This window comes from Pseudoalteromonas sp. NFXS53, assembly GCF_056629255.1.
Genome location: NZ_JBWVBR010000024.1, coordinates 25,710 through 48,395, shown reverse-complemented (window position 1 = coordinate 48,395; position 22,686 = coordinate 25,710). Strand labels below are relative to the sequence as shown.

The window sequence follows — 22,686 nt, the reverse complement described above, 5'->3', positions numbered from 1 at the left end:
CGGTCTTGGACGGAAACGCAATTTATCGTTTGATTGTAGACCAACTGGTTAACAATACACGAAATTATGCGCTTCAACCCGAATTCTTTACTTCGTTAGAGAACAAGTTCTCAACGAAATGGCGCAAAATTATAGTTCAAATTTTACGCCATGTAAATGCTAATTTCTAAATTACGCTACTTGCGTGTTTAGAGTAGCTTGGTCAACAGCAACACCTGCGCCCATAGTTGTTGAGATGCTTACTTTCTTCAAGTAAGTACCTTTCGCTTGAGAAGGCTTAGCCTTCTTAAGAGCAACAAGTAGTGCTTCAAGGTTTTGTTGTAGCTGTTCAGCAGTGAAGTCAACTTTACCGATAGTCGTGTGAACGATACCGTTCTTGTCGTTACGGTAACGAACCTGACCAGCTTTAGCATTTTTAACTGCTTCTGCAACGTTAGGTGTTACAGTACCAGTTTTAGGGTTAGGCATAAGACCACGTGGACCTAGGATTTGACCTAGTTGACCAACAACGCGCATTGCATCTGGAGAAGCAACAACAACGTCAAAGTTCATTTCGCCTTTCTTAACTTGCTCAGCAAGCTCTTCCATACCTACTAAATCAGCACCCGCTTCTTTAGCAGCTTCAGCGTTTGCGCCAGCTGTGAATACAGCTACGCGAACGTCACGGCCAGTACCGTTTGGAAGTACAGTTGCACCACGAACGTTTTGGTCAGATTTACGTGCATCAATACCAAGGTTAACAGCAACGTCAACACTTTCAGTGAATTTAGCAGTAGCTAGTTCTTTAAGAAGAGCAACAGCTTCGTTGATTTCGTACTCTTTAGTTACGTCAACTTTTTCGCGGATTACGCGCATACGCTTAGTTAATTTAGCCATTCTCAATTACCCTTCTACATTCAAGCCCATTGCACGTGCAGAACCTGCAATCGTGCGTACAGCTGCATCCATATCAGCAGCAGTAAGATCAGGACGTTTAGTCTCAACGATCTCTTCTAGTTGAGCACGTGTTACTGTACCAACTTTTTCTGTGTTAGGACGGCCAGAACCAGACTTGATGCCAGCTGCTTTCTTAAGAAGGTAAGAAGCAGGTGGAGTTTTCATGTCGAAAGTGAATGAACGGTCGTTGTAAACAGAGATGATTACAGGAACCGGAGCGCCTTTCTCGATAGACTCTGTACGTGCGTTGAACGCTTTACAGAATTCCATGATGTTTACACCGTGTTGACCTAGTGCAGGACCTACTGGAGGACTAGGATTAGCCATACCAGCAGCAACTTGTAGCTTGATTAGAGCTTCAACTTTCTTTGCCATTTTAAATAACCTCGTTAGTTGGGTCTTTGCCTTGTGCGCGCGAGGACGCGTACTCAAGCGGCTTCCCAAATTAAAAAAATCTGTGCTTTTGCTATACCAGATAACAAAAGGCCGCTGATTATAGATTAACCAGCGGCCTTTTTCAATCTCTTCGAAAAGAAATTATTTGTCTTTTTCTACTTGACCAAATTCTAGGTCAACTGGTGTAGAACGACCGAAGATAAGAACAGACACTTTTAAGCGGCTCTTCTCATAATCAACCTCTTCAACTACACCACTGAAGTCTGCAAATGGACCATCGTTAACACGTACCACTTCACCCACTTCAAATAGTGTTGCAGGCTTAGGCGCTTCAGCATTTTCTTGAATACGGTTAAGAATACGATCAGCTTCTTTCTTGCTGATTGGTGCTGGACGATCAGACGTACCACCAATGAAGCCCATTACACGTGGCGTGCTGTTTACTAAGTGCCAGCTTGCATCGTTCATGTCCATTTCAACTAGAACATAACCTGGGAAGAACTTACGCTCAGATTTGCGCTTTTGACCAGCACGCATTTCAACTACTTCTTCAGTAGGGACTAGTACTTCACCAAAGCTATCTTCTAAGCCTTCGATCTTAATGTGCTCAATAATTGTTTGAGCAACGCGCTTTTCGAAACCCGAAAACGCTTGAATTACGTACCAGCGTAATTTCTTTTCTTTGTTCTCATCCGACATGGGATCAGATCTCCAATCCAGTTAAAAAGCCAACAATACGGAATAAAATGCCGTCTAAACCCCAAAGGATTAACGCCATTACTACTGTTGCTAGCATTACGATAAAAGTTGTATGCGTTGTTTCTTGACGCGTTGGCCAAACAACCTTGCGTACTTCAATTCTAGACTCTTTTGCAAAAGCAATAAAAGTACGACCTTTTTCAGTAGTTGCCAGTAGACCTAAAGCGGCTGCTACTGCAACAACAACACCTACCGCACGCACTAACACAGATAGGTCAGCGTACATGTAATTACCTACAACTGCACCTAATAGCAATGCAATTGATACTAGCCACTTAACCGTATCCATCGAGTTTGACGGAGTTTCTACATTCGTGCTCATAAAAAATTTACCTTAAATACAGACACAACGACCCTGCATATGGCAGGGTAAATCCATTAATCCAAATCTACAAATAAGCGAGAGGTTCATTGAACGGCCACATTATTTTAGGTTTAGACTAGCTGTATGAATTGGCAGGGGCGGCAGGACTCGAACCCGCAACCATCGGTTTTGGAGACCGCTGTTCTACCAATTGGAACTACGCCCCTGCAAAGTGGATGCCCATTATACTGACGAACAAAGCGAAAACAAGAGTAAAAGATGCGCAAATTTTAATTTTGTCAAATCTTGCGTTATTGTCACGCCAGTAATGGTTATAAATTAAACAGAACAAACACAAATTTTAATGGTTAAGCCAGCTGTAACAGCTCTCCATGATGAAAATCACACAATAACCAGATTTGTTCAAATGGATGGGTATCTGGAAAGCTTAATTGTGCCTGCACGTTTTTAAAATCATCGTAGTGCCAAATTGGGCTGGCGTTACGGATCAACAACCATGTCCGCTCTGAGTGATAGCTTTTCTTGGCTTTTTGATTTAATAACCGTCCTAACGCCACTCTAAGTTGTTGCTCAGATGGCGCCTGTGACATCGCAGCTAGCTCTCGTTGCATCGATAACGATAGCGGTCTACCAAGCACTGCCATGGCCTCGGTTTCACTGGCATACAAATGCGCCACTTCAATGTCGAGTTTTTGATCGCCTTGGTAACAGCTGACATCTGGCTTACGTGGTTCGTTATGCCAAATATGGCGCATAGGAATACCATACGCCTTTTCGTAACATCTTAAAAATAACTTGGCAGCCTCATGCTCAAGCTCTATTTTTTCTTGCTCGCTGTATCTATGCATCTAAAGTGTTATGGATATCTTTTAATAAGCCTGATGCACCAAACCTGAATTGTGCTGGCATCAAACTATCGCATTCTAGTTTTTGTTCAGCAAGTCGTAAGTAAGCACTCGCATCATTCACTGTTCTTACCCCGCCAGCAGCTTTAAAGCCCACTTCGCGCCCTGATGAATTAATTGCGTCAAGCATAATTTCAGTTGCTTCTAAAGTGGCATTAACAGGCACTTTGCCGGTGCTGGTTTTAATAAAATCTGCACCGGCTTCTATCGCTGATGTACTTGCTTTGCGAATAAGCTCAGGCGCTTTTAGCTCACCACTTTCTATGATCACTTTTAAACAAGCCCCATACTGTCTGCAGAGCTGCTTGCTTTTTTGTACATACAACTTGGCATTCTCTAGCTCGCCCTGTATCACTTCTCTATATGGGATCACTAAATCAATTTCGTCAGCCCCGTCTAATAAAGCTTGTTTTGTTTCAGTAAGCACAGATTTTAATGACTGCTCGCCATCATAAAAGTTTGTCACTGTTGCAACTTTAACTGACTGCCAATTTCTTCGTGCCAGTTCTTTTTTTACTAAACCAACAAATCGTGAATAAACGCAAATGGCAGCTGGCAGACCAACCTCAGGGCGCACACTATCTAGCAATGCCAATATAGATTGCTCTGTGTCGTTTTCATTTAAAGATGTGAGGTCCATTAGGGACAATGCTTGTGCTGCATCTTGTTGTATTGTCATGGTACTTTCCCGTGTATGTAAAAGTCATTCACCTTAGTTAACCTGAGCTCTGGATAATAAATCTATCTCCAGCGGCTACTTTCAACGTTAACTGCGTTGAATTTACTTGCAATAGACCAGCTATTGACGCGTAAATTCGCCTTGTTATCACTAAAAGTCTCCGGCTGCAGACTTGAAAAACCACTCATCATTTCAATATGAATGCGCTAGTAAATCTCTTAACCAAAGCTCAGGTTATTTAAGTGAATGTATCACCTCAATCCTAGGGCATTTGTCCGCTAAAGACTCTGCTTAAAATCAAATTTATCTGTTTAGCATATCTCATAACCAAACATAATAAGCTAAATTAGACAGCTAAAACTTAGCTCAAGGGCTTGTAAATAAAGCCTTAAACCAAATCAAACCCCCTTCTATAACTTTTAGTTATATAGACTAGGTTTTAATTATTTTTTCCTGTTTCAAAGCCGCTATATTCTGCTGCTCTGTAATGTTCTGCACGATAAAAATAGCAGAATATGAATATAACTAAGGGGCAAATGGTGCAGTACTTACCTATCTTTACCAAACTTGATAACAAACCGGTGCTGGTTGTCGGCGGCGGTGATGTTGCACTTCGTAAGGCGCGTGCGTTTTTAAAAGCTCGTGCGGATGTAACGATTGTGGCCCCTGAGTTCTGCCAAGAGTTACTCGATGCCGAGCAAGAAGGCGAAGTAGCACTCATTAAAGACTATTTTAATGAGTCACATCTTGCAGGCAAAATGCTTGTTATTGCCGCTACTGATGTTGAGTCTGTTAATAACACCGTATTTGAATTAGCAAACCAGCATAATATTTTTGTCAACGTGGTAGACGACCAGCCTAAGTGCTCGTTTATTTTCCCGTCTATTGTTGACCGTGATCCAATTACCATTGCAATTTCAAGCGCAGGCACTGCACCGGTTTTAGCTCGACGTTTACGTGAGAAGTTAGAAACCCTTATTCCACAGCACATTGGCCCATTAGCAACCTTAGTAGGCAGTTTCAGAGATAAAGTGAAGGCACGCTTTAAGCATTTTGCCGATCGCCGCCAGTTTTGGGAAAGCGTGTTCGATTCAAGCGTGGTGAGTAAAGTACAGGTAGGCGATACTGAAGCTGCGACCGAACAGCTACACGAAATGCTCGACGCTAAAGCTGAGCCGGAAGGTGAAGTATATGTAATTGGTGCCGGCCCGGGCGATCCTGAGCTACTAACACTCAAAGCGTTACAACTTATGCAACAAGCCGATGTTGTGGTGTATGACTACCTCGTCTCTGATGAGATTATGGATTTAGTACGCCGCGATGCAGATTTGATTTGTGTCGGTAAGCGCCTTAACTACCACAGTGTTAAGCAAGAAGACACCAATCAAATGTTGGTCGACCTTGCGAAACAAGGCAAAAAAGTTTGCCGTATCAAAGGTGGCGATCCGTTTATTTACGGCCGTGGTGGTGAAGAAGTACAAGTACTGAAAGCCCATGATGTACGTTATCAAATCGTACCGGGCATTACTGCCGCAGCTGGGTGTAGCGCTTATGCAGGTATTCCTTTGACGCACAGAGATCATGCACAAGCAATCCAGTTTGTAACGGGTCACTGTAAAAAAGACGGCCAAGAACTAGATTGGCAAGGGCTTGCTAAGCCTAACCAAACGTTGGCAATTTATATGGGCGTGATCAAATCACCGCATATTCAGGCTAAATTACTTGAACATGGCCGCAGTGCTAACACCCCAGTTGCAATCGTTGAAAATGGTACCCGTAAGAATCAACGTGTGGTTAGAACCGAATTAGGTCAATTGGCCGAACAAATTGAGGCACATGAGATTGTCTCACCAGCACTACTGATCATCGGAGAAGTAGCTGCTTTACATGAAGAGTTAGCTTGGTTTGGGCAAAGTGCACAGATCAGCAGTTTTGCTCAGCCACTGACCGATGTGGCGTAACGATTTTATTTTTTAATTTTTAAGTAGGACGACGACAATGGCTTTAACACACCTTCAGCAATTAGAAGCTGAAAGTATAAAGATTATTCGCGAAGTCGCAGCCGAGTTTGAAAACCCAGTGATGCTTTACTCTATTGGTAAAGACTCATCGGTACTTTTACACTTAGCGCGTAAAGCATTCTTCCCAGCGAAAATTCCTTTTCCTCTACTACACGTAGACACAGATTGGAAATTCCGCGAGATGATCGAATTCCGTGACCGCTTAGCAAAAGAATATAACTTTGACTTAATCGTCCACAAAAACCCAGAAGGCATTGCTATGGGTGTGGGTCCGTTTACGCACGGTTCAGCAAAGCACACTGACGTGATGAAAACACAAGGCTTAAAACAAGCACTAGACAAATACGGCTTTGATGCTGCTTTTGGTGGTGCGCGTCGTGACGAAGAAAAGTCGCGTGCAAAAGAACGTGTATATTCATTCCGTGATAAGCACCATCGTTGGGATCCTAAAAACCAACGTCCTGAGCTTTGGAACACCTACAACGGTCAGGTTAACCCGGGCGAATCAATCCGTGTATTCCCACTATCTAACTGGACTGAGCTAGATATTTGGCAATACATCTATCAAGAAAATATCGAAATCGTGCCATTGTACCTTTCTGAAAAGCGCCCTGTTGTTGAGCGCGACGGTACGTTAATCATGGTTGACGATGAGCGTATGCCATTAAACGAAGGCGAAGTGCCTGAGATGAAATCAGTGCGTTTCCGTACGTTAGGCTGTTACCCACTAACTGGTGCGGTTGAGTCAGAAGCAAACACGCTGACTGGCATCATCGAAGAAATGTTGCTTTCTACCTCTTCTGAGCGTGAAGGCCGAGTAATTGACCATGATTCATCAGGCTCGATGGAGAAGAAAAAACGTGAGGGGTATTTCTAATGTCTACGGCAAATGAAGTAAGAGAATTAGGTATCGACGCTTATCTAGCGCGCCAACAAGACAAAAGCCTTTTACGCATGATGACTTGTGGTAGCGTAGATGACGGTAAATCAACGCTGATTGGTCGTCTATTACACGACAGTCACCAAATTTATGAAGATCAGCTGGCTGCACTTCATAAAGACAACGAAAAAGTGGGTAACGCAGGTGAAGAGCTAGACTTAGCACTGCTGGTTGACGGTCTTCAAGCTGAGCGTGAACAAGGTATTACCATTGATGTTGCGTACCGTTATTTCTCGACGGCGAAGCGTAAATTCATCATTGCGGACACACCAGGACACGAGCAATACACACGTAACATGGTAACGGGTGCGTCTACGAGTGACTTGGCTATCATCTTAGTTGATGCGCGCTACGGTGTGCAAATTCAAACTAAGCGTCATAGCTTTATCTGTGATTCATTAGGTATCAAGCAGTTCGTTGTTGCCATCAACAAGATGGACATCGTGGACTTTGACGAAGCCGTATTTGAAAAAATCAAAGCTGACTACTTGAAGTTTGCTGAGCAGTTAAACGTATCTGACATCAAGTTTGTGCCTATGTCGGCGCTTAAAGGCGACAACGTCGTAACGCGTTCTGAGCACACACCGTATTACACAGATAAGCCTCTGCTTGAGCTACTTGAAGATTCTCCAGCAGCACAAGCAAACACAGACTTTGAAGCACGCTTCCCTGTCCAGTATGTGGTTCGTCCTAACCTTGATTTCCGTGGCTTCCAGGGCACATTAACATCGGGCTCACTAACGGTTGGTCAAGCGGTTAAGGTATTACCATCTGGCAAGCAATCTAGCATCAAAGAGCTAGTGACCTTTGACGGTAACTTAGAGCAAGCGCAAACAGGTCAAGCATTCACAATTACATTAAACGATGAAGTTGATGTAAGCCGTGGTGATGTGATCGTGCCTGCTGACTCAACAGCTGCTGTAACAAACCAAGTACAAGCAAAACTTGTATGGATGCACGAAGAGCCATTAGTGCTAGGTAAGAGTTATAACTTCAAGCTAGGTAGCAAAAACACTGCGGCTATCGTGAAGAAGATTGACCATACCATTGATGTAAACACTTTAGAGCAAGGTCAAGCTGACAGCCTACAGTTAAACGAAATTGCGATTGTGACGCTGGAGCTGACTGAAAGCATTGTGGCTGATGTATATCGCAACAACCACGAAACTGGCGCGTTCATCCTGATCGACCGTCTATCAAACCTGACGATTGGTGCAGGCATGATTGAAGCATTACTTTCAGAGCAAGCAACACAAAACTCAGAGTTTAGCGACTTTGAAGTTGAGTTTAATGCCCTAGTTCGCAAGCACTTCCCGCACTGGCAAGCGCTTGACATTACTAAGCTTAAATAAGCTGTTTATTACCTTATGAAATTCGTAATGCACGTAGGCGGCAAGCAAATGAGACCAATGAGCATAGTTAATCTATGTGATTTGGCGAATGCGCGAAGCCAACAACCGTGCATTGTGAAGGACAACGGGTAATTGCCTGTTATGTGGAGCTAAAGCTAGATGTACGAACAGATCATATTAACAGGCATTATGCTGGCATTGGTGGGTTGCCTTTTTGGCACTCGCCTAAATCCAGCTTGGTTATTTGTCGGTGCCATTGGCACCGGCTATTTAACTGGTCTCATTGAGTTAGAAGAGATGTTAGCCAACTATGCTAACCCATCTCTTATCACCCTTATTCTGTTGATCTTGGTGTCGATTGCCATCGAGAAAACAACCCTAGTGCAAGGCCTTGCACAATCGTTAGCAAAAGGCAGTCTTTCTAAATCGGTGATGAAGCTTGGCTTATCTACTGCGTTTTTATCGTCTTTTACTAATAATACCGCAGTGGTGGCGTCGTTAATTTCAGCGATAAAAGACAGCCCAACCCACTCGCCTTCCAAATTATTATTACCGCTGTCTTATACCGCCATTTTAGGGGGCACCTTAACCCTTATCGGCACCTCAACAAATTTAATCGTCAATGGTTTTGCCGTTGAAGCAGGTATGCAACCGCTAGGCTTTTTTGATTTTACTTTAGTGGGCTTAGGCGCATTGAGTGTCGGTTTAATTACCATCATTGTAATGCTGAAGTATTTACCTGATCACGGCAAGCAAGACCAAGAAGTGGTGCCTTTTTACCTTGAAGGCAAAGTCGAAGCTGGTTCAAAACTGATTGGCCGCACCGTAGAAGAAAACGGTCTGCGTGATTTAAAAGATTTATTCTTAGCTGAAATCATTCATGGCGACCGCCGTATTTGTGCCGTGACGCCTCAGCAAATTATTCAACAAGGCGACATTTTATTGTTTGTTGGTGACATCAAATCAGTGCCTTTATTACAACGTTTTGATGGTTTGAAAATCGTCCATGACAAGCATGAAAAAGACGTTGAGCATTTAGTCGAGGTGGTGATCAGCCAATCGTCGCGCTTTGTCGGTAAAACTGTCAAAGAAGTGCGTTTTCGCGAACAAGTACATGCAGCCGTTATTGCTATCCGCCGTGGTCATGACCGATTGCAAGGGGGTCTAGGACAAGTGCGATTACAGGCTGGTGATTCTCTTATTTTGGCACCGGGCTCAGAGTTCTATCAGTTGCCTAACTTGAAGCGTGAGTTCGTTTATATTTCAGGCCTTGACTTACAAACTCACCTTAAGTCGAAAAAGTCTAATTTGGTATTAGCAGGTTTTGTGGCCGTTATCGGGTTAAGCATTTTTGATGTGGTCCCACTGGTTAAAGGGTTGCTGGTATTTTTAATCGCGCTATTTGCAATGGGCGCGGTAAAAGTGACAGAACTAAAGCGTCGCTTCCCGATTGAACTACTTGCTATTGTCGGAAGCGCCATTGGTTTGGCCAAACTCATGATAGACACCGGGCTTGCCACGCAAATATCAGATGCGCTGTTTTATCTACTTGGCGACTTCGGTCCTTATGGCGCTTTTATCGCTATTTTTGTAATGACCGTGGTTTTCACTGAGCTTATTACCAATAACGCAGCGGCAGCGCTTTCTTTCCCTGTAGCCTTTGCACTCGCCATTGGTTTTGATGTGAGCCCATTACCCTTTGTGATGGCAGTGGCATTTGGCGCATCGGCGAGTTTTATTTCACCATTTGGCTATCAAACCAACCTCATGGTGTACAGTGCAGGTAACTACCGTATTAAAGACTATGTTACGGTCGGCTTACCGCTTTCAATTATTTATTCAATCACGGTGTTGACCTTAATACCGCTGGTTTTCCCTTTTTAAATAGGTGATGCAATGGATGAAAATATCGTTTGGCATAACTATGCCGTAAACAAGTCACAACGCAGCGAGCAAAAAGGTCACAAACCAGTGATTTTATGGTTCACCGGCTTTTCAGGCTCAGGTAAAAGTACCGTTGCCGGCGCACTAGAAAGTGCCCTTCACCAGCAAGGTGTGCACACTTACCTACTCGATGGCGACAACGTGCGCCATGGTTTATGTAAAGACTTAGGCTTCAGCGATGCAGACCGCGTCGAAAATATTCGCCGTGTTGGTGAGCTAAGCAAGCTTATGGTAGATGCGGGACTTGTGGTGCTCACCGCGTTTATCTCGCCTTTCCAAGCGGAGCGCGACATGGTACGTAACCTTGTCGGTGACGGTGAATTCATCGAAGTCTTTTTAGATACGCCGTTAGATGTCTGTGAGCAACGCGACCCGAAAGGCTTATACAAGAAAGCACGTGCCGGTGAAATTAAGCACTTCACTGGTATAGATTCAGATTACCAAGTGCCTGTTAATCCTGAGATCCGCATCGATACCAGTGCGAATAGCCTTGAACAATCAGTACAACAACTGGTAGCGTATCTGAAAGACAAGCAAGTAATTGGATAAGTAATGAATCAAACGGATCTGTTAGAAGAAATTTTACAACTGAGCGTTGAAGCAGGCGATGCCATTATGGGCATCTATGCGAAAGACTTTAACGTTGAGTACAAAGAAGATGAAAGTCCAGTGACCGATGCGGACCTGGCTGCGCACAAAGTCATTGCGACTGGCTTGCAACAACTTACGCCTGATATTCCGGTACTAAGTGAAGAGAGTGCTGGTATTGATTGGGCAACACGTCAAACTTGGAACCAGTATTGGCTAGTCGACCCAATTGATGGCACCAAAGAGTTCATTAAGAAGAATGGCGAGTTCACCGTTAATATTGCGCTTATCAAAGCGGGCAAACCTATTTTAGGTGTGGTGCACGCACCCGCTTTAAATGTCAGTTACCTTGCTGCAGAAGCCGTCGGTGCATTCAAGCAATGCGACGAAGCACGTATAGAACTCAAAGTCACTAAGAAAGCCAATACTGGTCTTATCAAAGTAGTTGGCTCTCGCTCACACCCATCACCTGATTTAGCCGCTTATCTTGAGCAGTTTGATGATGTAGAAATGGTACCGAAAGGCAGCTCACTAAAACTTTGCCTAGTCGCAGAGGGCGAAGCAGATATTTACCCGCGTTTAGGTCCTACGTCTGAATGGGATACAGGTGCAGGTCATGCTGTGGCAGAAATTGCAGGTGCGACCATTTCCCAAGTTGATGGTTCAGCACTGACGTACAATCAAAAAGAAAGTTACCTTAATCCTTACTTTATTGTATCGAGATTAGAGGCTTAATCGTACTTGCTGGACTTATAGAACGAGTTACTCGCCCGAATGATTCGCCCGATTAATTGATCCAGGTAACTTGTACAAATTAAATAAAAAAGCGAAGCACTTTTGAGTAAGGCTTCGCTTTTTTAATTTCTAAGAGCAGCTTTTCTATTATACCAATCCTCTTAATTAAGCGATCTATTTTGAGGCAAGTAAAACTTGTCGATAACGAGGCGGAAATTTTGCTATTTAGTTGCTCTAAATAAGAAATTTTCAACGAAATTAGCGTCAGTTTTAGTCCCTCAAAATGATTAAGTATTATTGAGAGTTGGTATTAAATCCCGTACAGCACCTGCATCGCTTTATAGTCCACCCCAAATGTTTGCTGAACCCAACGGTTCACAAAGTCATTATTTGGCTCTATCTGGGCACAGCGTAATGCTTGCTCTGCGACAAATGACTGATTAACCATAGAGCAATACTTTTGCTGCCAAAGCTTATTCAGGTCACCACTAAAGTCAGCACTTAATTGCGTTAAATGCTGCTCAAACTTTTGTAATTGATTCAGATAATCCGCACTGAGCGGAGTGACATCAGCTTCTGCAAACTCAATATTATGACTGCGGGTGAGATTATCGTAAGAGCCTGATTCACTGTTGGATAAACGCAGTCCCAGCAAATTACCCGAGTAGCTTACATTCACAGAATAGGTTTCTTGATGCTCTTTTAGCTGATAGGCGAATGCCTTTTCAACATCTGTCGCCAACTTATTATTTGCATCTTTTGGATCAGGCTTTAGCTCAGTCACTACATATCGCTTTTCAACCTGTCGGTAAGACGTTTGTTTGCGGTATTGTGCTTTGCCCTCCAAGGTGAGAGATAAAGCAGCGGCACCTGTGTGGCTAAACCACGGGCTAGACTGAAAGGCTTGCTCAAGCTCTGCCTGTGTATTACTCAACGCATAACGATGGGCCTGAGCATTGGGTGTTTTAAAACGTTCTCGCTTGCTCACTCTCAAACCAGTAAAGCGTGATTTATCAGATTTATCTAAGGTTAAGCTCACAGGTTGTTGCCAAAGAGCACAGTATCGTTGCGTCAACTCATGTAAATAAAAGCGTTGACCTTGCACTTGCTCAGCCAAAGCTAAGCATTGTTGTTTACCGGCTTTACTTAGAGTGTCTCTGTATTGTTGTAATTCACCTGTAAGCTGTGCATTGGCAATTAAATTACGATACTCATGCTCAAACCACTTAAATGGATCCGGTTGCGATAAACCTGCAAGTTGCTTGGCTTCAGTTTTTAGCCACCCTTCTACGGCTTGCACTTCTTCACGCTGAGTAGCAGCCTGTGCCCCCATGGTCTCAACATGCCATTGGTTTTGACTAGCCAACAATGACTCCAGTTTACTGGCAGCACCTCTATAGTTCGCCCCCAAGCGCAACATGCGTACTTCAATCAAGCCTCGGTCGATGATTTTACTGCGAGTTTCTGCAAGACGCTGTTTTGCTTCTACGTCTTCAGGGTCCTCTAAAAGCGCTTTTTCGTAGAACTCTGCAGCCTGCTGGTACATGCCTTTACCATACAGCTTGTCACCTTTCTCAACCAAACTAGTACAAGCCGAGAGCATCAGCGCAGCCACCAGCCCGATAGATATTTGTGATACTTTCATTCTCTTCCCTTTATTCTAGCCAAACTCATCGCTAAAAATCGTTCTTTGCATCGCAATATATATCAGCCTAAATTGAATGCCAATTTAACTGACTATGGATAATCTTCGCTGAGCACACAATGAACTGGCATCATCAATATTCAATGGACGACTCATATAGTATCCCTGAGTTTGTTGACAGTGTAGTTTCACCAACACATCTAATTGCTCGGATTGTTCAATACCTTCTGCTGTCACTACCAAATTAAAACTTTTGGCGATTGCACAAATGGCTTCTATTAATTGTCTTGGTTTTTCGCCACTTTCTATCCCTTCAATGAACGCTCTATCTATCTTCAGACCGTCAACAGGTAAATGATTTAAACGTGCCAAGCTTGAATAGCCTGTGCCAAAATCATCAATATAAATACCGAACCCTTGTTCATGTAGTGCTTCGAGCGGTTCAACCAGATTATCTTCGGTTGCCATCATCGCCGACTCTGTTAATTCAATTTTAAATTGCTCTGGTTTAAGCGCTGAGTGGGTAAACTGCTGGGTCAACCAAGCCATAAATTGCGGGCTTTGTAACTGCAGCGGTGAGACATTGACACTCATAAATATATTGCTGCCACTATGTTGCGTCATAAACGCCATGGCTTTTGTAAACACCCACTGACCTAAAATAGTGATCTTGGCGCACTCTTCTGCAATTGGGATGAACTCTGCAGGACTTACAAAACCCAAGCTTGGACTGTGCCACCTAAGTAAAGCTTCAAAACCTTTTAATGCTTTGCCACGTTGGCAAAAGATCGGTTGAAAGTTTAAAGACAGCTCTAAATCTAAATTGAAATCTTGCAATGCACGCTCAATCTCAATTTTGCGCGCAGCCTGACATGCAATATCTCGGGTATAGATATGAAATGCATTTTTGCCGCGCTTCTTCGCCTCATACATCGCAATATCCGCATCATGTAGCAGTTTTTCAGCTTTAACATTAGTACAAGGCGTTGTGAATGTGCGCACCCCAATACTGCCACTTACGCTATGGGTATGCTGTTTATAGGTAAATGGTTTGCGGATCTCAGATAACATATCTTCAAGTATGCCTTCGAGTGGCCTTTCTAAGTTTTCTAAATCAAATAACACAGCAAACTCATCGCCACCAAGGCGAGCAATGTCTGCAAAACTACCGAGCAACAGCTGCATACGACCCGCAAACTCCACCAGCAATTTATCACCCGCTAAGTGCCCTAAGGTATCGTTTATGAGTTTAAATCTATCTAAATCGATATAAAGTAGGATGAAGGTTTTACCTATACTCTCTCTGGCTTCATCAACTAATTTTAAGAATGCTAATCTGTTTAGTAAGTCAGTCAAACTGTCATGACGCGCTTTGTACTTAAGCTGCTCGTTAAAGAGTTTATCTTGGGTAATATCGGTGATCCTGCCTTCGTACAAAACAGCATCAGGGTGATGTAACCAATGTCCGCTCTGTCTTAGCCAAATCGTACCATGCTGCTCACTGCGCGCGAGCCAATCTAATTCTTTATGCTGCTGTTTATCAGCAACCACTTGCTGCCACAAAGCCTTCACATCGTCGTCGAGTATGTAGTCTTCTAGTGCGGTTCCATCTAAAGGTTTATTTTCGTCTATTAGCAACCGCTTAAATGCAGGGTTAGCCTCAATAATCAGGCCTCGATGATTGAGTACGAACAACCCCTCTCGGCTGTTCAAAAACAAACTTTTGTACTTGCGTTCTGCCACGACCTGTTGCTGTAGTGCTTGTAAACGCTTGTCTGATTCTCGCAAAACTTTTTGATTGGCTTGATCTAAGCTTGCCGTGCGTTCAATGACCAGATTATTAATGGTCTGATTTCGGCTTGCCAATGCTTTGAGTTGTAACCAGACCAAAACTCCGCAAATACTCGCAACTATCACAAAGCCGATAATGATGAGTTGACGACTAACTAAAAGGTTAGAGCTCAACTGCTTTTTAGTATAAAGCTGTAAAGTTAAGGTTTGACCGTAAAAATCAACATCCCTCGTCACCTTAGGGGACAAGGTGGCTAAGTTAAAGTTATTTTGCCAATCACTATTAAATACCGCTCGTTCTTCGACTATTACTCGCACATGCTGCTTTGTATTTTGATATACCTGACTAAACAGACCCTCTAAAAGTAAAGACAATTCGAAACTTAAGCCAATCGCTGTTTGTAATTCAAACTCTTGTGGTCTCGGCAGCAACAAGCTCCATTTATCACTATTTCGCCAACTGAGCGCTTGTAATGTTTGACTAGTATATAAATGATGGCTGAATGCGGGCTTTGTCGCAGTACTTTCACCTAATGTATGGCCATATTCAGACAATGGCGCAGCATTAACGATAGTGAAAAAGTGCTTATCTGCAGGAAGCGATTCTGGTATTTGCACTCTAAAGTCAAACGACCCCCTTTGCTGATAAAGCCGCTCTACTTGCGAAACTTGCGCCTTAGTGATGTCATGATAGACCTCTAAACTAATCGGTAGTTCGCTATTTGAGAGTTGCGAATGAGCAACTTGATGAAATAGAGATTGTGTTGAGGTCGCCGGTAAAAAGGCATCAATGGCATAGAGCAGATGACCTAACTGGTCGAGTTTTGAATTAAGCTGGTACTCATATTGAGTGAGTTGCAGTTCAGCACTTTGCTTTTCTTGTTTATGGTAATAGTCATTTAAAACCACCCCAATGTAGGCCATTAAGCAAATAAACAGTACACAATAAATGGTACCTGATTGAAAGGGCGAGCGAAGCAAAGAAATAAATCGGGTCACTATAGACATCGTATAAAAAAGCACTGTATCCTATATGGAACCGATAATAATTCTTATTTGCAATGAAGAAAAGCTTTCTTTTAATTTTATCCCTATTAATGGGACAAGCAACGGCTGTATACGCTCAATCTCCGCAAATTAACATTTATTCATTTAGAAAGTATGAGTTGATCAAACCAGTTTTGACCCAATTTGAAGCTGAGTCCGGCATCAAGGTGAATCTAGTCAATGGTAAATCAAAGCGATTACTTGCTCGTTTAAAACAAGATGGTGAAGCGTCTCAAGCCGATGTAATTTTGAGCTCAGATCTAGCACAACTTCACAATCATAAGGATTTATTACAACCCATAGAAAACAGACAAAGGTGGCAAAATATTGCTGATGAACTTTACGATGAAAATGGGTATTGGGTCAGTATTTCAATGCGCACGCGTGCATTATTCAGCCTGTCAGAGCAAACATCACAACCGATCCCAAATTCATTTGCACAGTTAAAGCAAACTGACTATCAAAGTGCGCTATGTATTCGAGATTGGCAACATAACTACAATGCAACCTTAGCCGCAGCTCTTCTGACAACAGACAATAAAAATGACAGTGACTGGTTAAAGCTCGGTAATAAATTGTTAGCTAAACGACCAAGCGGTGGAGATCGGGATCAATTACGCGCCTTGGCCCAGGGACATTGCAAACTGGCCTTCGCCAACCACTATTATTGGCACATGATGAAGCGCGCCGATAACAAGCGTGACCAAATGTTGGCGAAAAAGCTCAGTATTCACTTCTTACAGACTGAAGACGGCCTCACGCCAGTTTCTACCACTTCGGCCGCCATTGCTAAACACGCCCCTAACAAGCAAAACGCGGAGCGATTTATCGCTTTCTTATTAACGCAAAAAGCCCAAGAAATTTATGCACAAAGCTTACACGAATTCCCGGTGTTGAATGGCATGATGGCCAGCCATGTACCTTTTAAGCCCAACTTACCGGCCATAAAACAGGGCCTGTTGCGCTTAGTTGATGCCAATAAATTATTGGCACAACATTAGTCAGCAAATATCGCCTGCAGGTCACAATTGAATAAACTAAATGAATAGGTGCGGTGTCCTAATGCTTCATAGGTCACCGCAGGTTTGTAGCCTTGCAATGTTTTAACTTGATGTTGTTTAGCTTGATAGGCCTGCTGTTGATATGTGCCATCATCAAAGTGTCTTCTGAGCGTCAGAAATGGTTCGCTAAACTCCCACTCTAACTTTAGGCCTTTTATATCAACTGGGCTGTTCATCGCTGTCCATTGCCCGTTAGTTTTAATATTAATTTGAAAGTCTTGATCACCACAGTTATGGGCAAACAATAATTCAGGCAACACCCGCTCCGAGTAAGCACTAGGAAAATAAAGACCTAGATTACCTTTTGTGTAGTAGTGGCCTGTATGACTAAATATTTGGCTATCAAACCTATCGAAGCCCAGACCTTTGACTATACGTTCAACATTTTGAATATAAGCTTCTGTTACATCGCCCGGAAAATACAGTAAGTGTGGCGTGTTGTATTTATCAGGTGTAGCTAACTCAGTAAATTCATAGTTAATTTGCTGCTGCTCAAACTGTTGCTTTAATTGAAAGCGCTGTGTATCAGATAAACCTTCATGATAAATATGCACAACCGGCTGTTGGCAGGCCGAAAGCATCAACAAACCAATAATAGAAGTAGAAAGGTTTTTAAAATTCAATGGACTGGCTCCATGCCTATTTTTAAAGCCAGCCTACATAACATGTCTCTATGCTGTCAATTGTTGCGACTTAACCGCCCTAACAATTACTTTTAATTAATGTACCTTAGAGAGCCAAGCCTGAACAGAGTTACGTGGATATAAAACTTCTTTAAACAATTTGTGCTGTTGATGCTCAAGGCCCTTTTCATGACTTGGTAACCCAGCCAACACTTTATTGTGGTGGGCATTAAATCGTGCCACCAAACTTAGAGCGGTTTGACGAACGAGCGCTTTAGACTTCATTAAATGCATTCTTACATCCTCTGCGGTCATTAGCCCATTAGCATCTAGGTTCATTAACTCACGTCTTAGCTGACTTCTTACGCCCATGCTCACCCTACTCCTAACTGTTTAAAAGCGATGCGCAAGTTACCTGCTATTTGCTGCAGAAAAATGACAAGCGCAATAAAACTTAAGACCGAATGTCTCGCGAAAAAGTTTCGTCATTCGCCCCAGCGAGGCGTTATACTGTCGCAAAGATGATTTTGAAGATGAACGCCATGTCTGAATACGAACCTGAATACATTGAAATTGAACTAGAAGAAGAACCTATAGAGCTATGTAACCTGCTAAAAGTGCTAGATTTAGCCGAAACAGGCGGGCAAGCAAAACAGTTGATCGCCGATGGCTACGTAGGCGTTAACATGGAACTATGCACCGTTAAGCGCAAAAAAATGTACTCAGGTGACAGCCTGCATTTTAATGGCGAAGATTTTTTACTGACCTTGGCTGAGGGTGTTACACCTGCAGTAAAAGCAGAGCCTACGCCGCCAATAGAAGAAGCCCCCACTAAACGCAAACGTAGTCGTAGCCGTAAGAACAAAAAAGACAGCGATACAGGTCGCCGTCCTATCTCTTTTGGTTAACCAACTCTCAATAAGCAGGTAAATTAAAATGGCCATTTGGTATCATCCAATCACCCTTGAGCTATGCCAAAAACTGGATACGGGTTTGCATGGCAAAGGCACCCTAATGAAAACCTTAGGGATCGAAATTTCTGAAATTGGTGATGACTACCTAGTTGCCACCATGCCTGCAACAGCCGGTCATCATAACCCAATAGGTATGGTGCATGGCGGTGCAAATGTCGCCCTTGCAGAAACTGTCGCCAGTTACGCCGCTAATTTTGCTGTCGATTTTGAGCGGTTTTATTGTGTGGGCCAAGAGATCAACGCCAATCACCTCAAGGCGTCGCGTAACGGTACCTTAACAGCTATAGCGAAACCGCTGCATTTGGGTAAACGTACCTCAGTATGGGAAGTTAAAATCACCAATGCAAAAGGCGAGTTGTGCTGTATTTCACGTATGACAGCGGCAGTTATTGAGCGTTCCAACAAGTTGCCAGTTTAAAGCACCACTCAGCTTTCTCTGCAACACATTACCTGTTTATTATTCTTTATTTGATTTAACACAATAATAGACAAAGTAGTTTATCGCGCACTACGTTTTTACAAGTTAGGCTCTAAATATCTCCTTAGTGGAATATGTATTTGGAGCCCAGTTGTGACCGCTAAAGAACAAATAAAACTGCTAAAAGTCTTCATCATGATTGGTTTAATCCTGATCGTGACAGGCCACTTTATTATCAGCAAAGAGTGGTTAATCCATTTAGGGCCACTTGGTTTTATCATAGGCGCGTCCTGCATTGCGATAGGCCTAATCTGCTCATTACCCACTAAGATTTACCTCACCATTTTACTGATGAAAAATGAAGAGCACCAATCACTGACAACGCATCGCTCTGCTTGTTAAACTCATGACATATTAGGTTAAGGGCATGATGTTTTGGATAAAGTAGAAACCTTAGTAATTGGCGCGGGGGTCATTGGTTTAGCAATCGGAGCTGAACTCAGTCAATCACAAAATGTATTAGTGATTGAGCAAAACACCCACTTTGGCGAGCATACATCAAGCCGTAATAGCGAAGTCATACACGCAGGTATTTATTACCCCACCGAAAGCTTAAAAGCGTCACTCTGCGTGCAAGGTAAAACACACATTTATAAACACTGCCAAGCATTTCATGTGCCCGTCAAACCTATTGGTAAGGTATTAATTGCACAAAACCATGATGAAGCAGAAAAACTCGAAGCCATTCGCCTGCAGGCTCTTAACAATGGCGTTGATGATTTAATCTGGCTTTCAAAGCAAGCACTAACAAACTATGCGCCAAACCTTAAGCTATGCGAGGCACTCTACTCTCCTTCTACTGGTATTATTGATAGCCACCAGCTGATGTACTCTTTTATCACGCAGATTGAACAAAATCAGGGTCTGTATGTTGCAAACACACGCTTTGTGAAAGCCGTACCGGATGAGAATGGGTTTGTGGTCTATTTACGCTGTGATGGCGAAGAAATGCAATTGCATTGTAAGAACCTTATTAATACTGCGGGGCTATTTGCACAAGATGTTGCACGCCATATTGAAGGAGTGGATCACGCTTTTATTCCTGAGCTGCATTACTGCCGAGGACAATATTTTACCTATCAGGGTGAACACCCATTCAAGCACCTTATTTATCCCATACCTGAAAAGCATGGCCTTGGGATCCACGCGACCCTAGATATGGCTAATCAACTCAAGTTTGGCCCTGATACCGAATTTATCGATAACCTGAATTATCAAACTGACGCGACACAAAAAGCCAAATTTGTATCGGCGATAAAACGCTACTGGCCCAACTTAGACGAAACCAAGCTACATTGTGACTATGCAGGCATTCGCCCTAAGCTCACTTTAAGCGGCCAGCAAGATTTCGTCATTCAAACAGAGCAGCAACACGGTATAACGGGTCTAGTAAATTTATTTGGTATTGAGTCGCCCGGACTCACCGCCAGCATGGCCATCGCAAAACATGTCAAAAACGCGCTGAAAACATAGAATTAAAATAAAAAAGCTTAATATTCATAAACATTCCTAAATATTCATGTTGGTATTTATGGATGAATTACCAAGAATAAGGCGTCAATTACCACAATAACAGGAATCGGTTATGACACTCGGACAATATATCAAACAGCTGCGTACAGATATGGAATTAAGCCAACCGCAGTTTGCTGAACGTATGCAGGTAGAGCAAAGTTATTTATCAAAACTTGAGAATGATAAATCTACTCCCTCTAATGAGGTTTTTAGGCAACTGCTCAGTGCGCTATCAATGGATGTCGATGCATTTATGTCGGGTTTAAAAGACAAAGGCAATATGGCGTCACTAAGACAGATCCCAGATTTAGATAGCTGGTACGCCTCGCAGCAAGTTACCTCTGAGCATAAGCAGCGTAAATTACTTTATAGCGCCATGCTTTTAATTGCCCTAGGTTCTGCGGTCTTTTATATCGGTTTTCAAAAAGTACTCTTACCAGAGCGTTTATATGAATATCGCTCTGAAGGCGTTGTATTAGCAGGCGAACCTGAGGATATTTTTGCTATTTGGCCACAATTCACCGACTCTCATGAGCAAAGAGAAATTAAAAAACGAGAAATGCATCAAAGAGAATCTATTGAGATTATACTCACCTATACCTATCAAGGGAGACAATTCACAACTTCAGATGGAGATAACAGAAGATTGTATAGACAGGTTGTTACATCAGAAAGAGAGCAAGCTCGACTAGGCAATGTACTGATGCAATTCTTCGGCTTACTGAGCACGATTGCTGGCTTGGTGCTACTTATTATCGAGCCTAGGCTTTCGCGTCAAAGCCGTTAGTTTTTATACGGCTCTAAAGAAACGCTTACATACTTTAAATTGCACTTACTAGAACGATTTGGGATAGTAAAGAAAAACACAACCAAATAGTATGAGCGTTTCTTCACACCTGTTATTTTTCTTCTCATCACTGGGCGCATTTAATGGCCTGCTGTTAGCGCTATTCCTACTTTTCAAGAAAGATAAACAAGAAACCGATAATTGGTTAGCTATATTGCTGATTTTGTTGAGTGTCAGAATTGGTAAGTCGGTAGCGTTTTATTTCACGCCTACTTTAGATCGGAGCATTTTACAGTTAGGGCTGACTGCTTGCCTGCTAATTGGCCCTTGTATCCTTGCTTATGTTGCACAGTCGACCTTAAATAACTCGACTATGAAGCGGCTCACAATCACACTGAGTTGCTTTACTATCGCAACAGTGATCGCTGGCATACTCTTCCCTTATCAAGGTTATCTAGAGCTATGGCAATATTGGATCTATCGCGGTTCGAGTTATTTATGGTTGATTAGTCTAGTCGTTGCATCTGTAATGTATGCTAGAAAAAACACCCACAAATTAGCGTTATCAAAGCAATTATTAACACAACAGCCTGTTGTCGTATTAGCGGGTAGCTGGCTAATTTGGATAGCCTATTTCACCGCCTCTTATACTTCTTATATTATGGGGGCATTAAGCTTTTCACTGGTGTTATATCTTACCCTACTATTGGCACTTAAATCTAAATGGCAAGAGAAGGCGTCGACCACGCAAAACAAGTATCAAAATAATAAACTCAGCACTGAGCAAACTAATCGCTTCTCAAGCTTACTGAATAATGTAATTGAGACTGAGCTGGTTTACTTAGACCCGCAACTAACTCTGCCGCGACTTGCAAAGCGCATGGGCGTAACTCACACACACCTCTCTCAATTACTTAACGATCACTACCAAATGAACTTTAAGCAGTTCATCAATACACAACGCATAACCAAAGCAAAAGAAACTTTGAAAGCTTATCCTGAGATGCCTGTAGAAGAAGTTGCAGAGCGATGCGGTTTCAGCGCGTCATCTACGTTTTATAGTACCTTCAAGCAACAAACGGGTATGACACCGAACCAATATCGAACTACTGAAATATAAGGTTGGACTCTTAGAATATAACCTAGCTTATTGTTATATATAAATATAATTTAATTTTGTGCAGA

Annotated in this window: 23 protein-coding genes and 1 tRNA gene; 13 read left to right on the top strand and 11 right to left on the bottom strand. The window is 42.7% G+C overall.

Annotation, left to right across the window (positions count from 1 at the left end):
* Positions 1 to 171 precede the first annotated feature (171 nt).
* The 7 genes from rplA to deoC all read right to left on the bottom strand — a co-directional run bounded on the left by rplA (position 172) and on the right by deoC (position 4,000).
* Positions 172 to 876 carry a 50S ribosomal protein L1 gene (rplA, locus tag AC1HJP_RS19490; protein WP_138483556.1) on the bottom strand — a complete coding sequence of 235 codons (705 nt, stop codon included), beginning with the start codon at positions 874 to 876 and terminating at the stop codon, positions 172 to 174.
* 6 nt (positions 877 to 882) lie between these two features.
* A complete protein-coding gene (rplK, locus tag AC1HJP_RS19485; RefSeq protein ID WP_010387320.1) occupies positions 883 to 1,311 on the bottom strand; it encodes a 50S ribosomal protein L11 in 429 nt (142 codons plus the stop codon).
* 162 nt (positions 1,312 to 1,473) lie between these two features.
* Positions 1,474 to 2,031, bottom strand: coding sequence for a transcription termination/antitermination protein NusG (gene nusG, locus AC1HJP_RS19480; RefSeq protein ID WP_130256507.1), 558 nt, complete (start codon positions 2,029 to 2,031; stop codon positions 1,474 to 1,476).
* A gap of 4 nt (positions 2,032 to 2,035) precedes the next feature.
* Positions 2,036 to 2,413, bottom strand: coding sequence for a preprotein translocase subunit SecE (gene secE / locus AC1HJP_RS19475; protein ID WP_058028507.1), 378 nt, complete (start codon positions 2,411 to 2,413; stop codon positions 2,036 to 2,038).
* Positions 2,414 to 2,545: 132 nt separating this feature from the next.
* Positions 2,546 to 2,622: transfer RNA gene (locus tag AC1HJP_RS19470), tRNA-Trp, on the bottom strand.
* Positions 2,623 to 2,763: 141 nt separating this feature from the next.
* On the bottom strand, positions 2,764 to 3,264 hold the full coding sequence (locus AC1HJP_RS19465; protein WP_480363202.1) for a hypothetical protein: 501 nt from the start codon (positions 3,262 to 3,264) through the stop codon (positions 2,764 to 2,766).
* The gene (gene deoC, locus AC1HJP_RS19460; protein ID WP_480363201.1) at positions 3,257 to 4,000 is read right to left on the bottom strand and encodes a deoxyribose-phosphate aldolase; all 744 of its coding nucleotides are present in this window, start codon (positions 3,998 to 4,000) and stop codon (positions 3,257 to 3,259) included. Before deoC ends, AC1HJP_RS19465 begins: the two co-directional genes overlap by 8 nt.
* A 539-nt stretch (positions 4,001 to 4,539) precedes the next feature.
* Between deoC and cysG the strand changes: the two genes are divergently transcribed.
* The 6 genes from cysG to cysQ all read left to right on the top strand — a co-directional run bounded on the left by cysG (position 4,540) and on the right by cysQ (position 11,580).
* A complete protein-coding gene (gene cysG / locus AC1HJP_RS19455; RefSeq protein WP_480363207.1) occupies positions 4,540 to 5,961 on the top strand; it encodes a siroheme synthase CysG in 1,422 nt (473 codons plus the stop codon).
* A 37-nt stretch (positions 5,962 to 5,998) separates the two neighbouring features.
* Complete coding sequence (gene cysD, locus AC1HJP_RS19450) at positions 5,999 to 6,898, top strand: sulfate adenylyltransferase subunit CysD (protein WP_058028504.1); 900 nt, start codon at positions 5,999 to 6,001, stop codon at positions 6,896 to 6,898.
* Positions 6,898 to 8,313: a sulfate adenylyltransferase subunit CysN gene (gene cysN, locus AC1HJP_RS19445; protein ID WP_058028503.1), complete on the top strand. Its 1,416-nt coding sequence runs from the start codon at positions 6,898 to 6,900 to the stop codon at positions 8,311 to 8,313. Before cysD ends, cysN begins: the two co-directional genes overlap by 1 nt.
* A gap of 159 nt (positions 8,314 to 8,472) precedes the next feature.
* Entirely contained in the window at positions 8,473 to 10,197 is a 1,725-nt protein-coding gene (locus tag AC1HJP_RS19440; RefSeq protein ID WP_480363200.1) for an SLC13 family permease, read from the top strand.
* 12 nt (positions 10,198 to 10,209) lie between these two features.
* Positions 10,210 to 10,806 (top strand): adenylyl-sulfate kinase, encoded by a 597-nt coding sequence (gene cysC, locus AC1HJP_RS19435; protein ID WP_421965662.1) that lies wholly within the window; start codon positions 10,210 to 10,212, stop codon positions 10,804 to 10,806.
* Positions 10,807 to 10,809: 3 nt separating this feature from the next.
* Positions 10,810 to 11,580 (top strand): 3'(2'),5'-bisphosphate nucleotidase CysQ, encoded by a 771-nt coding sequence (gene cysQ, locus AC1HJP_RS19430; RefSeq protein WP_480363199.1) that lies wholly within the window; start codon positions 10,810 to 10,812, stop codon positions 11,578 to 11,580.
* A gap of 310 nt (positions 11,581 to 11,890) precedes the next feature.
* Here the strand turns inward: cysQ and AC1HJP_RS19425 are convergent, their stop codons facing one another.
* Complete coding sequence (locus tag AC1HJP_RS19425; RefSeq protein ID WP_480363198.1) at positions 11,891 to 13,225, bottom strand: tetratricopeptide repeat protein; 1,335 nt, start codon at positions 13,223 to 13,225, stop codon at positions 11,891 to 11,893.
* Positions 13,226 to 13,309: 84 nt separating this feature from the next.
* Positions 13,310 to 16,024: a putative bifunctional diguanylate cyclase/phosphodiesterase gene (locus AC1HJP_RS19420; RefSeq protein WP_480363197.1), complete on the bottom strand. Its 2,715-nt coding sequence runs from the start codon at positions 16,022 to 16,024 to the stop codon at positions 13,310 to 13,312.
* A 158-nt stretch (positions 16,025 to 16,182) separates the two neighbouring features.
* On the opposite strand from AC1HJP_RS19420, the gene AC1HJP_RS19415 reads away from it, so the two are divergent.
* A complete protein-coding gene (locus AC1HJP_RS19415; RefSeq protein ID WP_480363196.1) occupies positions 16,183 to 17,064 on the top strand; it encodes an extracellular solute-binding protein in 882 nt (293 codons plus the stop codon).
* Here AC1HJP_RS19415 and AC1HJP_RS19410 read toward each other — a convergent pair.
* Positions 17,061 to 17,747 (bottom strand): hypothetical protein, encoded by a 687-nt coding sequence (locus AC1HJP_RS19410; RefSeq protein ID WP_480363195.1) that lies wholly within the window; start codon positions 17,745 to 17,747, stop codon positions 17,061 to 17,063. The genes AC1HJP_RS19415 and AC1HJP_RS19410 overlap by 4 nt on opposite strands.
* A gap of 96 nt (positions 17,748 to 17,843) precedes the next feature.
* Positions 17,844 to 18,119: a hypothetical protein gene (locus AC1HJP_RS19405; RefSeq protein ID WP_480363194.1), complete on the bottom strand. Its 276-nt coding sequence runs from the start codon at positions 18,117 to 18,119 to the stop codon at positions 17,844 to 17,846.
* Positions 18,120 to 18,289: 170 nt separating this feature from the next.
* Between AC1HJP_RS19405 and AC1HJP_RS19400 the strand changes: the two genes are divergently transcribed.
* The 6 genes from AC1HJP_RS19400 to AC1HJP_RS19375 all read left to right on the top strand — a co-directional run bounded on the left by AC1HJP_RS19400 (position 18,290) and on the right by AC1HJP_RS19375 (position 22,621).
* Positions 18,290 to 18,655: an RNA-binding S4 domain-containing protein gene (locus tag AC1HJP_RS19400; protein WP_475158322.1), complete on the top strand. Its 366-nt coding sequence runs from the start codon at positions 18,290 to 18,292 to the stop codon at positions 18,653 to 18,655.
* Between the two features lie 28 nt (positions 18,656 to 18,683).
* Complete coding sequence (locus tag AC1HJP_RS19395; RefSeq protein ID WP_480363193.1) at positions 18,684 to 19,139, top strand: PaaI family thioesterase; 456 nt, start codon at positions 18,684 to 18,686, stop codon at positions 19,137 to 19,139.
* 153 nt (positions 19,140 to 19,292) lie between these two features.
* Positions 19,293 to 19,541 (top strand): hypothetical protein, encoded by a 249-nt coding sequence (locus tag AC1HJP_RS19390; RefSeq protein ID WP_480363192.1) that lies wholly within the window; start codon positions 19,293 to 19,295, stop codon positions 19,539 to 19,541.
* Between the two features lie 33 nt (positions 19,542 to 19,574).
* The gene (locus AC1HJP_RS19385) at positions 19,575 to 20,672 is read left to right on the top strand and encodes an NAD(P)/FAD-dependent oxidoreductase (RefSeq protein WP_480363191.1); all 1,098 of its coding nucleotides are present in this window, start codon (positions 19,575 to 19,577) and stop codon (positions 20,670 to 20,672) included.
* A 112-nt stretch (positions 20,673 to 20,784) separates the two neighbouring features.
* Positions 20,785 to 21,501 (top strand): helix-turn-helix domain-containing protein, encoded by a 717-nt coding sequence (locus AC1HJP_RS19380; protein ID WP_480363190.1) that lies wholly within the window; start codon positions 20,785 to 20,787, stop codon positions 21,499 to 21,501.
* Between the two features lie 91 nt (positions 21,502 to 21,592).
* Entirely contained in the window at positions 21,593 to 22,621 is a 1,029-nt protein-coding gene (locus AC1HJP_RS19375) for a helix-turn-helix domain-containing protein (RefSeq protein ID WP_480363189.1), read from the top strand.
* Positions 22,622 to 22,686 lie beyond the last annotated feature (65 nt).

Excerpts from the sequence above, each read along its gene's own strand:
- cysC (WP_421965662.1), top strand. The coding sequence starts at position 10,210 with ATGGATGAAAATATCGTTTGGCATAACTATGCCGTAAACAAGTCACAA.
- cysQ (WP_480363199.1), top strand. The coding sequence starts at position 10,810 with ATGAATCAAACGGATCTGTTAGAAGAAATTTTACAACTGAGCGTTGAA.
- AC1HJP_RS19395 (WP_480363193.1), top strand. The coding sequence starts at position 18,684 with ATGGCCATTTGGTATCATCCAATCACCCTTGAGCTATGCCAAAAACTG.
- cysD (WP_058028504.1), top strand. The coding sequence starts at position 5,999 with ATGGCTTTAACACACCTTCAGCAATTAGAAGCTGAAAGTATAAAGATT.
- rplA (WP_138483556.1), bottom strand. The coding sequence starts at position 876 with ATGGCTAAATTAACTAAGCGTATGCGCGTAATCCGCGAAAAAGTTGAC.
- AC1HJP_RS19405 (WP_480363194.1), bottom strand. The coding sequence starts at position 18,119 with ATGGGCGTAAGAAGTCAGCTAAGACGTGAGTTAATGAACCTAGATGCT.
- rplK (WP_010387320.1), bottom strand. The coding sequence starts at position 1,311 with ATGGCAAAGAAAGTTGAAGCTCTAATCAAGCTACAAGTTGCTGCTGGT.
- AC1HJP_RS19465 (WP_480363202.1), bottom strand. The coding sequence starts at position 3,264 with ATGCATAGATACAGCGAGCAAGAAAAAATAGAGCTTGAGCATGAGGCT.
- AC1HJP_RS19400 (WP_475158322.1), top strand. The coding sequence starts at position 18,290 with ATGTCTGAATACGAACCTGAATACATTGAAATTGAACTAGAAGAAGAA.
- AC1HJP_RS19420 (WP_480363197.1), bottom strand. The coding sequence starts at position 16,024 with ATGTCTATAGTGACCCGATTTATTTCTTTGCTTCGCTCGCCCTTTCAA.
- cysN (WP_058028503.1), top strand. The coding sequence starts at position 6,898 with ATGTCTACGGCAAATGAAGTAAGAGAATTAGGTATCGACGCTTATCTA.
- AC1HJP_RS19380 (WP_480363190.1), top strand. The coding sequence starts at position 20,785 with ATGACACTCGGACAATATATCAAACAGCTGCGTACAGATATGGAATTA.
- AC1HJP_RS19425 (WP_480363198.1), bottom strand. The coding sequence starts at position 13,225 with ATGAAAGTATCACAAATATCTATCGGGCTGGTGGCTGCGCTGATGCTC.
- nusG (WP_130256507.1), bottom strand. The coding sequence starts at position 2,031 with ATGTCGGATGAGAACAAAGAAAAGAAATTACGCTGGTACGTAATTCAA.
- secE (WP_058028507.1), bottom strand. The coding sequence starts at position 2,413 with ATGAGCACGAATGTAGAAACTCCGTCAAACTCGATGGATACGGTTAAG.
- AC1HJP_RS19440 (WP_480363200.1), top strand. The coding sequence starts at position 8,473 with ATGTACGAACAGATCATATTAACAGGCATTATGCTGGCATTGGTGGGT.
- deoC (WP_480363201.1), bottom strand. The coding sequence starts at position 4,000 with ATGACAATACAACAAGATGCAGCACAAGCATTGTCCCTAATGGACCTC.
- AC1HJP_RS19375 (WP_480363189.1), top strand. The coding sequence starts at position 21,593 with ATGAGCGTTTCTTCACACCTGTTATTTTTCTTCTCATCACTGGGCGCA.